The sequence below is a fragment of the Citrobacter sp. Marseille-Q5395 genome (genome assembly GCF_947057495.1).
Lineage (GTDB): Bacteria > Pseudomonadota > Gammaproteobacteria > Enterobacterales > Enterobacteriaceae > Citrobacter > Citrobacter murliniae.
Genome location: NZ_CAMSEL010000007.1, coordinates 285,478 through 300,066 on the forward strand (window position 1 = coordinate 285,478; position 14,589 = coordinate 300,066).

Annotated in this window: 12 protein-coding genes; 6 read left to right on the top strand and 6 right to left on the bottom strand. The window is 52.9% G+C overall.

Annotation, left to right across the window (positions count from 1 at the left end; all coding sequences use genetic code 11):
- Nucleotides 1-403: 403 nt before the first annotated feature.
- The 3 genes from nrdA to yfaE all read left to right on the top strand — a co-directional run bounded on the left by nrdA (nt 404) and on the right by yfaE (nt 4,186).
- Complete coding sequence (gene nrdA / locus OH663_RS10965; RefSeq protein WP_045445465.1) at nt 404-2,689, top strand: class 1a ribonucleoside-diphosphate reductase subunit alpha; 2,286 nt, start codon at nt 404-406, stop codon at nt 2,687-2,689.
- 112 nt (nt 2,690-2,801) lie between these two features.
- The gene (gene nrdB, locus OH663_RS10970) at nt 2,802-3,932 is read left to right on the top strand and encodes a class Ia ribonucleoside-diphosphate reductase subunit beta (protein WP_045445468.1); all 1,131 of its coding nucleotides are present in this window, start codon (nt 2,802-2,804) and stop codon (nt 3,930-3,932) included.
- Entirely contained in the window at nt 3,932-4,186 is a 255-nt protein-coding gene (gene yfaE / locus OH663_RS10975; RefSeq protein WP_045445471.1) for a ferredoxin-like diferric-tyrosyl radical cofactor maintenance protein YfaE, read from the top strand. Before nrdB ends, yfaE begins: the two co-directional genes overlap by 1 nt.
- A 37-nt stretch (nt 4,187-4,223) precedes the next feature.
- Here yfaE and glpQ read toward each other — a convergent pair whose 3' ends face one another.
- Both glpQ and glpT read right to left on the bottom strand, forming a co-directional pair.
- The gene (gene glpQ, locus OH663_RS10980; protein ID WP_045445474.1) at nt 4,224-5,294 is read right to left on the bottom strand and encodes a glycerophosphodiester phosphodiesterase; all 1,071 of its coding nucleotides are present in this window, start codon (nt 5,292-5,294) and stop codon (nt 4,224-4,226) included.
- 3 nt (nt 5,295-5,297) lie between these two features.
- Nucleotides 5,298-6,656 carry a glycerol-3-phosphate transporter gene (gene glpT / locus OH663_RS10985; RefSeq protein WP_045445476.1) on the bottom strand — a complete coding sequence of 453 codons (1,359 nt, stop codon included), beginning with the start codon at nt 6,654-6,656 and terminating at the stop codon, nt 5,298-5,300.
- 270 nt (nt 6,657-6,926) lie between these two features.
- Between glpT and glpA the strand changes: the two genes are divergently transcribed.
- The 3 genes from glpA to glpC are packed head-to-tail and all read left to right on the top strand — an operon-like array spanning nt 6,927 to nt 10,991.
- Nucleotides 6,927-8,555 carry an anaerobic glycerol-3-phosphate dehydrogenase subunit A gene (gene glpA / locus OH663_RS10990; protein ID WP_200010172.1) on the top strand — a complete coding sequence of 543 codons (1,629 nt, stop codon included), beginning with the start codon at nt 6,927-6,929 and terminating at the stop codon, nt 8,553-8,555.
- The gene (glpB, locus tag OH663_RS10995; RefSeq protein WP_200010174.1) at nt 8,545-9,804 is read left to right on the top strand and encodes a glycerol-3-phosphate dehydrogenase subunit GlpB; all 1,260 of its coding nucleotides are present in this window, start codon (nt 8,545-8,547) and stop codon (nt 9,802-9,804) included. Before glpA ends, glpB begins: the two co-directional genes overlap by 11 nt.
- The gene (gene glpC / locus OH663_RS11000; protein ID WP_200010176.1) at nt 9,801-10,991 is read left to right on the top strand and encodes an anaerobic glycerol-3-phosphate dehydrogenase subunit GlpC; all 1,191 of its coding nucleotides are present in this window, start codon (nt 9,801-9,803) and stop codon (nt 10,989-10,991) included. Before glpB ends, glpC begins: the two co-directional genes overlap by 4 nt.
- A 48-nt stretch (nt 10,992-11,039) precedes the next feature.
- Here the strand turns inward: glpC and yfaU are convergent, their stop codons facing one another.
- From yfaU to OH663_RS11020, 4 genes are all read right to left on the bottom strand, one after another.
- A complete protein-coding gene (gene yfaU, locus OH663_RS11005) occupies nt 11,040-11,843 on the bottom strand; it encodes a 2-keto-3-deoxy-L-rhamnonate aldolase (protein WP_200010178.1) in 804 nt (267 codons plus the stop codon).
- Nucleotides 11,844-11,868: 25 nt separating this feature from the next.
- Nucleotides 11,869-13,158 carry an MFS transporter gene (locus tag OH663_RS11010; RefSeq protein WP_045445490.1) on the bottom strand — a complete coding sequence of 430 codons (1,290 nt, stop codon included), beginning with the start codon at nt 13,156-13,158 and terminating at the stop codon, nt 11,869-11,871.
- A 56-nt stretch (nt 13,159-13,214) separates the two neighbouring features.
- On the bottom strand, nt 13,215-14,420 hold the full coding sequence (gene rhmD, locus OH663_RS11015) for an L-rhamnonate dehydratase (protein WP_200010180.1): 1,206 nt from the start codon (nt 14,418-14,420) through the stop codon (nt 13,215-13,217).
- Between the two features lie 14 nt (nt 14,421-14,434).
- Nucleotides 14,435-14,589 (bottom strand): IclR family transcriptional regulator domain-containing protein (locus OH663_RS11020; RefSeq protein ID WP_476579516.1); only part of this gene is annotated, 155 nt, incomplete at its 5' end.

Here is a 14,589-nt window from a genome sequence, read left to right on the forward strand (position 1 = left end):
CCGCCATCCGGCATTTAGTTTGTTTGACCACGCTTTACTGCCATACCTACCAATCATTGGTAGCATCGCTAACGCAATTTTTGCGCCAAATCATAAGAACCTTCTGCACCTTCGACGAAGAAATCAGCACTCGATCAAATTTTCTATTTTTTTTCTCAATTATTGACATCCTCGCCAGGCCTTATAAGACGCGCACTTAGCGATTCTCACCCTTTTGCAACCTCAATTTAACCTCAAAATCAACTCTTGTGCTGAAAAGAATCCCTACTAGAATACTCACCATATAGCGTCTATTTTATCAAACAACCCCTATATATAGTATTTATCCACAGACTTAGTCACAACATGACTCTGTGGATAATATGGGGGATATTTTTTCTTTCACGGACAGGTAAAAAACCACATGAATCAGAGTCTGCTGGTGACAAAGCGTGATGGTAGTACAGAGCGCATCAATCTCGACAAAATCCACCGAGTTCTGGATTGGGCGGCAGAAGGACTGAATAACGTATCGATTTCTCAGGTCGAGCTGCGCTCCCACATTCAGTTTTATGACGGTATCAAAACCTCCGATATCCATGAAACTATCATCAAAGCTGCCGCAGACCTGATCTCCCGCGATGCGCCGGATTATCAGTATCTGGCTGCCCGCCTGGCAATTTTCCACCTGCGTAAAAAAGCCTATGGTGAATTTGAACCGCCAAAACTGTTCGACCATGTAGTGAAAATGGTTGAAATGGGCAAATACGACAATCATCTGCTGGAAGACTACACGGAAGAAGAGTTCAAGCAGATGGACTCGTTCATCGTACACGACCGCGATATGACCTTCTCCTATGCTGCTGTTAAGCAGTTAGAAGGCAAATACCTGGTGCAAAACCGTGTTACCGGTGAGATTTATGAAAGTGCGCAGTTCCTCTACATTCTGGTAGCAGCCTGCCTGTTCTCTAACTATCCACGTGAAACCCGCCTGGAATACGTTAAACGTTTCTACGATGCCGTTTCTACGTTCAAAATTTCGCTGCCGACGCCAATCATGTCTGGTGTGCGTACTCCGACCCGTCAGTTCAGCTCCTGCGTACTGATCGAGTGTGGTGACAGCCTGGACTCTATCAATGCCACTTCCAGCGCGATTGTGAAATACGTTTCCCAGCGAGCAGGGATCGGTATCAACGCCGGCCGCATTCGTGCGCTGGGTAGCCCGATCCGCGGCGGTGAAGCGTTCCACACCGGCTGTATCCCGTTCTACAAGCACTTCCAGACCGCAGTCAAATCCTGCTCTCAGGGTGGCGTACGCGGCGGTGCTGCCACGCTGTTCTATCCAATGTGGCATCTGGAAGTTGAAAGTCTGCTGGTGCTGAAAAATAACCGTGGCGTTGAAGGTAACCGCGTTCGTCACATGGACTACGGTGTGCAAATCAACAAGCTGATGTACACCCGTCTGCTGAAAGGCGGCGACATCACCCTGTTTAGCCCATCCGATGTCCCGGGTCTGTACGATGCGTTCTTCGCCGATCAGGATGAGTTCGAGCGTCTGTACACCCAATATGAAAACGATGACAGCATCCGTAAACAACGCGTAAAAGCGGTCGAACTGTTCTCACTGATGATGCAGGAACGCGCTTCTACTGGCCGTATCTACATTCAGAACGTTGACCATTGCAACACCCACAGCCCGTTTGACCCGGCCATCGCACCGGTGCGCCAGTCCAACCTGTGCCTGGAAATCGCCCTGCCAACCAAACCGCTGACCGACGTTAACGACGAAAACGGTGAGATTGCGCTGTGTACGCTGTCAGCATTTAACCTCGGCGCAATTGAGAGTCTGGACGAACTGGAAGAGCTGGCTGTACTGGCTGTTCGCGCACTGGATGCACTGCTGGATTACCAGGATTATCCAATTCCGGCGGCAAAACGTGGCGCAATGGGCCGTCGTACGCTGGGTATTGGCGTGATCAACTATGCCTACTGGCTGGCAAAAAATGGCAAGCGTTACTCTGACGGCAGCGCAAATAACCTGACTCACAAAACCTTTGAAGCCATTCAGTATTATCTGCTGAAAGCCTCTAACGAACTGGCAAAAGAGCAAGGCGCGTGCCCGTGGTTTAATGAAACCACCTATGCCAAAGGTATTCTGCCGATCGATACCTACAAAAAAGATCTGGATGCGATCGTCAGCGAAGCACTGCATTACGACTGGGAACAACTTCGTGAATCGATCAAGACTCACGGCCTGCGTAACTCCACGTTGTCTGCCCTGATGCCGTCCGAAACCTCTTCGCAGATCTCCAACGCCACCAACGGCATTGAACCCCCACGCGGCCACGTGAGTATTAAAGCCTCTAAGGATGGGATCCTGCGCCAGGTTGTGCCGGACTATGAGCACCTGAAAAATGCCTATGAATTGCTGTGGGAAATGCCGAACAACGACGGCTACCTGCAACTGGTCGGCATTATGCAGAAGTTTATTGACCAGTCTATTTCAGCGAATACTAACTACGATCCGTCACGCTTCCCGTCCGGAAAAGTGCCGATGCAGCAGTTACTGAAAGATCTGCTCACCGCCTACAAATTTGGTGTGAAAACGCTGTACTATCAGAACACCCGTGACGGTGCAGAAGATGCGCAGGATGATCTGGTGCCGTCCATTCAGGACGATGGCTGCGAAAGCGGCGCATGTAAGATCTGATGAATGATGCCGGGTGGCGCTACGCTTACCCGGCCTACGATTGCACGGTTTGTAGGCCGGACGCGGTGCCTGCACCGCCATCCGGCGCTCATACCACAAAGGATTCACATCAATGGCATACACCACATTTTCACAGACGAAAAATGACCAGCTACTGGAACCGATGTTCTTCGGCCAGCCGGTGAACGTTGCACGCTACGATCAGCAAAAATATGACATCTTCGAAAAATTGATCGAAAAGCAACTCTCTTTCTTCTGGCGCCCGGAAGAGGTCGATGTCTCTCGCGATCGCATCGACTACCAGGCACTGCCAGAACATGAAAAACACATTTTTATCAGCAACCTGAAGTATCAGACGCTGCTGGACTCCATTCAGGGACGTAGCCCAAACGTGGCGCTGTTGCCGCTGATCTCTATCCCTGAGCTGGAAACCTGGGTTGAAACGTGGGCGTTTTCTGAAACAATCCACTCACGCTCCTACACCCATATCATCCGTAACATCGTTAACGATCCGGCGATAGTGTTTGACGATATTGTCACCAACGAACAGATCCAGAAACGTGCGGAAGGGATTTCCAGCTACTACGACGAATTAATCGAGATGACCAGCTACTGGCATCTGCTGGGCGAAGGTACGCACACGGTAAATGGCAAAACGATTGTCGTGAACCTGCGTGAGCTGAAGAAAAAACTGTACCTGTGCCTGATGAGTGTTAACGCACTGGAAGCGATCCGTTTCTACGTCAGCTTCGCCTGCTCTTTCGCCTTTGCCGAACGTGAATTGATGGAAGGCAATGCCAAAATCATTCGCCTGATCGCCCGCGATGAAGCGCTGCACCTGACAGGTACGCAGCATATGCTGAATCTGTTACGCAGCGGCGTGGACGACCCGGAAATGGCAGAGATTGCCGAAGAGTGCAAACAGGAGTGCTACGACCTGTTTGTACATGCTGCACTGCAGGAAAAAGAGTGGGCAGACTATCTGTTCCGCGACGGTTCGATGATCGGTCTGAACAAAGATATTCTGTGTCAGTACGTCGAGTACATCACCAATATTCGTATGCAAGCGGTGGGACTTGATCTGCCGTTCCAGACACGCTCTAACCCGATCCCGTGGATCAACACCTGGCTGGTGTCTGATAACGTTCAGGTTGCGCCACAGGAAGTGGAAGTGAGCTCATATCTGGTCGGCCAAATCGACTCCGAAGTGAACACCGACGATCTGAGTGATTTCCAGCTCTGATGGGCCGCATTACCCTGCGCATTTCTGGCACACAGTTGTTGTGCCAGGATGAACATCCTTCCCTGCTCGCTGTGCTCGAATCGCACAATGTTGAGGTCGAATATCAGTGTCGTGAGGGCTATTGTGGTTCCTGCCGTACGCGTCTGGTAGCAGGACAGGTGGACTGGATTGCAGAGCCTTTAGCCTTTATTCAGCCAGGTGAGATCTTGCCCTGCTGTTGTCGGGCAAAAGGGGATATTGAGATAGAAATGTAGTTTTGTCGGGTGACGGCGAAGCCGCCACCCGGCACATTTAGCGCTTCTCTTTCAAAAAGCTCACCGCTTTATCCGGGAAATCAGTAAACAGCCCGTCAACACCCGCCTTGTTATACAGAATGTCATACAGCTGATTCACGTCAGTCGCGTAATCCGGCAGTTGATCGGCACGAACGGTATAAGGATGCACAACCATCTTGTTCTGATGAGCGTCCTGAACCATTGCGGTTAATGAGATATTGCCTTGCTTAGATTTCTCATCAACCAGCATGTGGTAATCCGGCCCAATGCCGTCCGCATACTCTGCCACCTGCTTCATCGCACCCGGTTTAAACATCCAGTCGTAGTTGTAATTAACCCAACTACCGTCTGGTTTTTTCTCCTGGGTTTCATTCCAGTCAGTGTACGCAATCAACTGCACCAGATTGAGATCCATCCCCATCTTCGGTTCCAGTTCATTTTTAATGCGTTTTAGCTCTGCGACGTCAAAACACTGCAGATAGACATTGTCTTCCTTGCCGGTATACCCATACTTTTTCAGTACCTCCAGCGTCTTAGCCGCAATATCCTTCCCTTCCTGGTGATGGAACCACGGTGCTTTCATTTCCGGATAAATACCGATGTTCTTACCGGTGGAATGATTTAATCCCTGAACGAACTCAATCTCTTCTTCGAAAGTGTGCACGCGGAAATCAGATTTACCCATCGGGAAACGCCCTGGATATGTCTGCACCTTTTTGCCGTTTTCGATATCGAAGCCTTCAGTAAATTTCAGCGATTTGATCTCATCCAACGTAAAGTCGATAGCGTAGTAACGTCCATCTTTACGGGCACGATCCGGAAAGCGTTCGGCAACGTCGGTTACACGGTCAAGATAGTGGTCATGCAGGACGACCAGATGGTCGTCCTTAGTCATCACCAAATCCTGCTCCAGATAATCCGCACCCTGCGCATAGGCCATCGCTTTTGCGGGCAGCGTATGCTCCGGTAAATAGCCGCTTGCTCCACGGTGTGCAATCACAATCTTGTCTGCAGCGATGGCCGCACTGCTGACCACCATACCGGTCAACATCAGCGCTACGCTGAGACTTTTCAATGTCGTTTTCATCTATTAGCCCCCGTTACGCTTCAGTTCCATCTCTTTGTGATGACGTTTTTCACCAATCATGACGACCACCAGCAGAATAACCGCCAGCACGCTGCCGCCAATCATCACCATAAAGCCGCCATCCCAGCCGAAGAAGTCAACGGTGTAACCGACAATGGCGCTTGCCGCCACAGAACCGCCCAGGTAACCGAACAGTCCGGTAAAGCCTGCCGCCGTACCCGCCGCTTTTTTCGGTGCCAGTTCCAGCGCATGCAGACCGATCAACATTACCGGGCCGTAGATCAGGAAGCCGATGATAATCATACAAGCCATATCAACGTTCGGGTTTCCTGCCGGGTTCATCCAGTAGACGATCGTCGCAATAGTCACCAGCGTCATAAAGAACACGCCGGTTGCGCCACGGTTACCACGGAAGACTTTATCCGACATCCAGCCGCATAACAGGGTGCCCGGGATACCTGCGTATTCATATAAGAAGTAAGCCCAGGAAGATTTATCCAGCGCGAAATGCTTCACTTCTTTCAGATAGGTCGGCGACCAGTCAAGGATGCCGTAACGCAGTAAATAGACGAACACGTTGGCGATGGCGATGTACCACAACAGTTTGTTCGGCAGAACGTACTGCATGAAGATCTGCTTCGCAGTCAGCTCTTCTTCTGCTTTTTCGTTGTAATCATCCGGATAGTCGTTCTTGTACTCTTCAATCGGCGGCAGACCGCAGGACTGCGGGGTATCGCGCATCAGAGCAAAGGCAAACAGGGCAACAACAATCGCGCCAAATGCCGGCATGTACAGCGCCGCTTTCCAGTCGTTAAACCAGGCCATCCCCAGCAGGAACAGCAGCGGTGGCAGACCACCACCAACGTTATGCGCGCAGTTCCAGACGGAAACGATGCCACCACGCTCTTTCTGTGACCACCAGTGCACCATGGTACGGCCACACGGCGGCCAGCCCATCCCCTGGAACCAACCGCAGAGGAACAGCAGCACAAACATCACGGCAATGCTCGATGTCGCCCACGGTACAAAGCCCATAAACAACATCACTGCCGCAGCCAGAATCAAACCAGCAGGCAGGAAAACGCGCGGATTCGAGCGGTCCGAAACGGACCCCATGATGAATTTCGAAAAACCATAAGCGATGGAGATACCAGACAACGCAAAGCCCAGATCGCCACGAGAGAAACCCTGCTCAACCAGATAAGGCATCGCCAGGGCAAAGTTCTTACGTACCAGGTAGTACGCGGCGTAACCAAAAAAGATCCCCAAGAAAATCTGCCAGCGCAATCGACGATAGGTCGGATCGATCTCCGCTGCAGGCAAACGCGCTTTGTGTGGCGCCGGTTTAAAAATGCTCAACATATTGTAGCCTCCGTGGCCGTCTTTCGTTCGAAGGAAACACTGCAGTTTGTCGTAACAACCCTACCGCTCCCAGTGTGGCCGCGATGTTAAGGAATCATTCGGTGCAATAATGTGAATTACAGCACATATTGTTACAGTTTTATGACAAATGTTCATAAAGACGCACGGAATCACGTTTCATTTTCGAATTATGAGCGATTATGCGCGAAATCAAACAATCCATGTTTTTTATGTGGCTAAATGATAAAAAACGAACTGTGAGGAAAAACAATGAAAACTCGCGACTCGCAAACAAGTGACGTGATTATCATTGGTGGAGGAGCAACAGGTGCAGGGATCGCACGCGACTGTGCCCTGCGCGGCTTGCGCGTCATCTTAGTAGAGCGCCACGATATCGCTACGGGCGCAACGGGGCGTAACCATGGTCTGCTGCACAGCGGTGCGCGCTACGCCGTCACCGACGCTGAATCTGCTCGCGAATGCATCAGCGAAAACAAAATTCTGAAACGTATCGCCCGCCATTGCGTCGAGCCGACGGACGGTCTGTTTATTACGCTGCCGGAGGATGAACTCTCCTTCCAGGCCGCCTTTATTCGCGCCTGTGAAGAAGCGGGCATCCGCGCAGAAGCGATAGACCCGCAGCAGGCGCGCATTATCGAACCGGCGGTAAACCCGCAACTGATTGGCGCAGTAAAAGTCCCGGACGGTACCGTGGATCCCTTCCGTTTAACCGCAGCCAATATGCTGGACGCACGCGAGCACGGAGCCGTGATCTTAACGGCCCATGAAGTGACCGGACTGATTCGTGAAGGAGCGACCGTCTGCGGCGTGAACGTACGTAACCATCTTACGGGTGAGATGCAATCCCTGCATGCACCGGTAGTGGTGAATGCCGCCGGGATCTGGGGTCAGCGTATTGCGGAATATGCCGATCTGAGCATTCGCATGTTCCCGGCGAAAGGTTCGCTGCTGATCATGGATCATCGCATTAACCAGCATGTCATCAACCGCTGTCGTAAGCCGTCCGACGCCGATATTCTGGTGCCTGGCGATACCATCTCGCTGATCGGTACGACCTCACAACACATTGATTACGACGATATCGACAGCAACCGTGTCACCGCAGAAGAGGTGGATATTCTGTTGCGTGAAGGCGAGAAGCTGGCACCGATTATGGCGAAAACGCGCATTTTACGCGCTTACTCCGGCGTGCGTCCTCTGGTTGCCAGTGATGATGACCCTAGCGGCCGCAACGTTAGCCGCGGCATTGTGCTGTTCGATCACGCCGAACGCGACGGGCTGGATGGGTTTATCACTATCACTGGCGGGAAGCTTATGACCTACCGCCTGATGGCGGAATGGGCGACCGACGCAGTATGTCGCAAACTGGGTAATTCCCGCCCTTGTACCACGGCGGATACCGCACTGCCTGGGTCGCAGGAATCTACCGAGCACACGCTAAAACGCGTCATCTCTTTGCCAGCACCACTTCGTGGCTCAGCGGTATACCGTCACGGCGATCGCACTCCAGCCTGGCTTAGCGAAGGTCGTCAGCACCGCAGTCTGGTCTGTGAATGCGAAGCGGTCACGGCGGGAGAAGTGCAATATGCCGTCGAGAATTTAACCGTTAACAGCCTGCTGGATTTACGTCGCCGCACCCGCGTCGGCATGGGGACATGCCAGGGTGAACTGTGTGCCTGCCGTGCCGCAGGTTTGCTGCAACGTTTTAATGTCACCACCGCGGCGCAATCCATCACTCAGCTATCCGAGTTCCTCAATGAGCGCTGGAAAGGCGTGCAACCTATCGCCTGGGGGGATGCGTTGCGCGAAAGCGAATTCACGCGCTGGGTTTATCAGGGATTGTGCGGTCTGGAAAAGGAGCACCAGGATGAAATTTGATACCGTCATTATCGGCGGCGGCCTCGCCGGACTGCTGTGCGGCCTGCAACTGCAAAAAAGCGGGTTGCGCTGCACGATTGTCACTCGCGGCCAAAGCGCGCTGCATTTTTCCTCCGGTTCACTGGATTTGCTCAGCACTCTGCCGGATGGTCAACCGGTCACTAACATTGAGACGGGGCTGAACGCGTTGTGCACTCAGGCTCCTGCGCATCCTTATAGCATTATCGGAACACAAAATGTGCTGGAACTGGCACAACAGGCACAGACTTTGCTGGAAGGATCCGGAGCACGTTTGCAGGGGGACGTTCACCAGGCGCATCAGCGTGTAACACCGCTGGGGACCCTACGTTCAACCTGGTTAAGCTCGCCGGAAGTCCCGGTCTGGCCACTGTCAGCTCAGCGCATCTGCGTGGTGGGCATTAGCGGTCTGCTGGATTTTCAGGCACATCTCGCTGCCGCCTCATTACAGCAGCGCAACCTCAGCGTCGAAACGGCTGAAATAGATCTGCCGGAACTGGATGTTCTGCGCGACAACCCAACCGAGTTTCGCGCCGTTAACATCGCACGCCTGCTGGATAACGAAGACAAATGGCCGCTGCTTTACGACGCGCTGCTGCCGCTAGCAAAAACCTGCGACATGATCATTATGCCAGCCTGCTTCGGACTGGCTGACTCCCGGCTCTGGCAATGGCTCAACGATCGTCTCCCCTGTTCGCTTAATTTACTGCCAACCCTGCCACCTTCAGTCCTGGGCATGCGTCTGCATAATCAGTTGCAGCGCCAGTTTGTACGCCAGGGTGGGATCTGGATGCCTGGCGATGAAGTGAAAAAAATCACCTGCCAGAACGGGTTGGTGAGCGAAATATGGACCCGCAACCATGCTGATATTCCATTGCGTCCACGCTTCGCTGTACTCGCCAGCGGCAGTTTCTTTAGCAGCGGGCTGGTCGCCACTCGCGAGGCCATTCACGAACCGATTATGGGGCTGGATGTCCAGCAAACCGCGAGCCGAGCAGAATGGTATCAGCGTGATGTATTCGATCCACAACCGTGGCAACAGTTCGGCGTGACAACGGATGACGCACTGCGCCCTGCTCTTGCGGGAAAAACAGTAGAGAACATGTTTGCCATCGGTTCTGTACTTGGCGGATTTGACCCTATCGCACAGGGTTGTGGAGGCGGCGTATGCGCAGTTAGCGCCTTGCATGCCGCACATCATATTGCGAAACGTGCAGGAGGCCTGCAATGAGCGACACACGTTTTGAAAGCTGTATCAAATGCACAGTGTGCACCACCGCCTGCCCGGTCAGTCGTGTAAACCCGAGCTATCCTGGCCCCAAACAGGCTGGTCCGGACGGTGAACGTCTGCGTCTGAAAGATGGTGCGTTATATGACGATGCACTGAAATATTGCATCAACTGCAAACGCTGCGAAGTCGCCTGCCCCTCAGATGTGAAAATTGGCGATATTATCCAGCGTGCGCGCGCCAAATACGACACGACGCGCCCGTCACTCCGTAACTTTGTCTTAAGCCATACCGATTTGATGGGCAGTGTTTCCACGCCGTTTGCGCCGATAGTCAACACCGCCACGTCGTTGAAACCGGTACGCCAGCTTCTTGATTACGCACTAAAAATCGATCACCGTCGTACGCTGCCGAAGTACTCCTTTGGTACATTCCGCCGCTGGTATCGCAGCGTTGCTGCCCAGCAGACACAGTATCAGGATCAGGTCGCCTTTTTCCACGGCTGCTTTGTGAACTACAACCATCCCCAGCTCGGCAAAGATCTGATTAAAGTGCTGAACGCGATGGGTACCGGCGTGCAACTGCTGAGTAAAGAGAAGTGCTGCGGTGTTCCGCTGATCGCCAATGGTTTTACCGATAAAGCACGTAAACAAGCGGTAAGTAATGTGGCCTCACTCAGAGAAGCCATCGATGGGAAAGGCATTCCGGTGATCGCCACCTCTTCAACCTGTACCTTTGCGCTGCGCGATGAATACCCGGAAGTGCTGGATGTCGACAACTCAGGCCTGCGCGAACATATTGAGCTGGCCACCCGTTGGCTGTGGCGCAAACTGGATGAAGGCAAAACGCTGCCGTTGAAAACGCTGCCGCTGAAAGTGGTCTATCACACTCCCTGCCATATGGAGAAAATGGGCTGGACGCTCTACACGCTGGAGCTGCTACGACAAATTCCGGGGCTTGAATTGACAGTGCTGGATTCTCAGTGCTGCGGGATCGCCGGAACTTATGGCTTCAAAAAAGAAAACTATCCGACATCACAGTCTATTGGCGCCCCCCTGTTCCGCCAGATCGAAGAAAGCGGTGCGGATATCGTCGTTACCGACTGCGAAACCTGTAAATGGCAGATTGAGATGTCTACAAGCAAGCGCTGTGAACATCCGATCACTCTGCTTGCCAAAGCATTGGGTTAACGCTGCTCGCTGCTGCCCGATGGTATTCCACCATCGGGCAAGCAAGTATCAATAACTGCTTTTGAGCTTTTGCACAGCCTTGTCAGATTTAAACATCGCCAACCTGCGATCCAGCGCTTCACTATAGAGCATCGTGTCCACGCCTACGGCAACAAAGTTCGCCCCCCACTGCAGACATTTTTGCGCCATCGCCGGATCGACAGCGAGAAATCCCGCTGCTTTTCCGGCTGCACGAATGCGGCGGATGCTCTCTTCAATAATTCGCTGTACCTCAGGGTGCCCGGCGTTATCCGGATAACCTAAAGACGCAGAGAGATCTGCCGGACCGATGAAAACACCATCGATACCTTCCACATCCAGGATCGCATCCAGATTATCCAGCGCCGTTTTACTTTCGACCTGCACCAACAGACAGAGCGACTCATTAGCCTGCGCCATGTAATTATCAATACGTCCCCAACGCGCTGCACGGGCCACGCTGGCCCCAACTCCACGCTCTCCCACCGGAGGATAACGCGTCGCGGAAACCACCTGACGAGCCTGTTCTGCGCTGTCCACCATCGGGATCAGCAGCGTCTGCGCACCGATATCCAGTACCTGCTTAATCAACGCCTTGCTGCCTTCAATCGGACGAATCACTGGCTGACTGGCATAGGGCGCAATAGCCTGAAGCTGGTGATAGAGGTCCTGTACCGTGTTCGGCGCATGCTCACCATCAATGAGCAACCAGTCATAACCCGATGTTGCTGCAATTTCCGCCATATAGGAGGTGGTCGAACTGAGCCACAAACCAATCTGGACTTCCCCTTTGCGCAGCGCTTCTTTAAAAGGGTTTGATAACAATGCGTTCATAACGATCCTTACAACGTAGATAAGATTAATGATGCACCGCGCCCATTTGCGAAGCAGGACGGCTGACTTTCAGGGTGAAGATAATGACTGAACCAATAACTGCGACACATGCCAGGGTCAGAAGCCCTGCTGCATCACTGGCAAAAACGGTTTCAGCTTTAACCCGCAAGATGGGAGCCAGAAATCCCCCCACCGCGCCAAACAGGTTTACAAAGCCAATGCCCGCAGCCAGCGCGGTACCAGAGAGCAATTGAGTCGGCATTGTCCAGAACACCGGCTGGACGGCAATAAAGCCCGCGGCCGCCACACATAAAGCCAGAATAGCCAGCACCGGAGACACCAGACCGGAAACGCCAATCCCGATCCCGGCGGCTAACAACGTCAGGGCCGCCACATTGCGCCGGTCACCGGTACGATCAGAGTAGCGCGGGATGAGCCAGGTACCGAACAGGGCAACCACCCACGGAATGGCCGTCACCACGGACGCAGTAAAGCCAACTTTGGTTCCCAATAGTGCCGCAACCTGGGTGGGCAGGAAGAAGATCAATCCATAGACCGCTACCTGAATCGTCAGATAAATAATTGCCAGTTGCCAGACACGCCCATTGCGCAAAGCATCTGACAGTTTTGAGGTGACCTTTTTCTCTTCTTCGCTCGCCAGTTGACTGATGAGAACGGCTTTCTCTTCCGCATTAAGAAAGCGCGCCTCCTGTGGTGTGTCGTCCAGCCAGAAGAAGGTGAAAACGCCTGCACCAACCGCCAGCAAACCTTCGATAACGAACATCCAGAACCATCCCGGATGCCCCATAAAACCGTGCATTTCTAACAGCGCGCCGGAAAGCGGCGATCCCAGAGTTAACGCCAGCGGTGCCCCCATGTAAAACAGCCCCATAATGCTGGCGCGGTTACGCTGCGGAAACCATTGCGACGTCAGGTAGATCATGCCGGGGAAGAAACCGGCTTCCGCCGCCCCCAACAAGGTACGGATAATCAGGAACTTTGCTTCGGTATCCGCCCACGCCATCGCCGCAGAGAGAAATCCCCACAGCAGCGTGGTGGTGCCAATCCAGCTTCTGGCGCCAAATTTACGCATCAGCAGGTTGGCTGGTACGCCCAGGAACGCGTATACCACAAAGAAAATTCCCGCCCCTAGTGCATAGGCTTCATTACTCAGCCCGGTATCAATCTGATACGTCTCTTTGGCAAAACCAATGTTCGAGCGATCCAGAAATGCCAGCACATACAGCGCCAACATAAAGGGAATCAAACGCGCACGGTTTTTCTTCACTACACCGTCAAGTAAAGTGGTTGTCATCACAAGATCCTCAAAGAAATGAGGGCGTTGCCGTGAATAAGGCAACGCACTGGTCATTAGTGGCTGTAGGGGCGCTTCAGATTGCAGTCACGGTTAAGCTCGACGCCAAAGCCAGGCTTATCAAGTACCGACTTATGGATCCGTCCGTTCACCGGCACTGGCTCATCCAGCAGGATAGGGTCGAACTGCGGACGCATCGTTGAACAATCCGGGCTGGTCATCAGGAACTCACTAAACGGGGTATTCGTGAAAGTGATAACCGCATGGTGCGAATAGACCGATGAGCCGTGCGGCACCACCAGTTGTCCACGCGATTTGGCAATTGCGGCAATTTCCACCAGCGTGGTTAATCCACCACACCAGCCGACATCAGGCTGCATGATATCAATGCCGGTTTCAGACAGCGTACGGAAGGACTGCAGCGTGCCGTGGTGTTCACCGCTGGTCACCATCATGCCTGCCGGTGCATTGCGCTTCAGCTCACGATAACCTTCATATTGCTGTGGCGGCAGACACTCTTCGATCCATTTCAGGTTATGCGGCGCACAGGCATGCGCCAGTTTGGTGGCATAGTTCACGTCCTGGCTCATCCAGCAGTCGAGCATCAGCCAGAAATCCGGGCCACATTTCTCACGCATATCAGCCACCATCGCGGCATCTTTGCGAACACCCGCGTCCCCATCGTGCGGCCCCCAATGGGTCGGCATTTTCCCGCCGATAAAGCCCAACTCTTTTGCCAGATCCGGACGTGCCCCGGTGGCATAGAACTGAATTTCATCACGAACCGCGCCACCCAGCAGTTTGTAGACCGGTAATCCCACGACCTTGCCAAACAGATCCCAAAGCGCGAGATCCACGCAAGAGATGGTGTTCATCACCAGACCGCCAGAGCCAGAATAATACATTGTGGCACCAAGCATCTGATCGTGAATGAGTTTAATATCACTGACGCATTTGCCTTCGATAAAGCGATTAAGATGCTTTTCGACAATAAAGCAGCCCATCTCTCCAGCCGTCGAGACTGCAAACCCCGTCTGACCGTTTTCTGCCTCCACTTCGACAATCAACGTCCCCAGCACGTTTATGCCGAAAGACTGGCGCGACTGTTCATACTCACGGTATTTGCTCATTGGCGTAGCAATGTGATCGTCAATCCAGTGATGAGCGCCCTGGTCATGATAATCACCACCGCCCGCCCCTTTCTCCGCCGTAGCACCGCCGGTAAACCAGGCACGAACATGTTTAATTTTTGGTAGGGTCATGATGTTCTCCATTATTATGATGCGAGTGAATCGAAGGGACTTTTCCAGCCCAACAGACGTGAAATATCTTTGGCGCAGGCAATTGCCTTCCCGGCCAGGTAATCACGATTCTCTTCGTTGATTTGTAAACGAGTGCCAACCACTGAAATCGCGGCAGTCAGCGTATTAC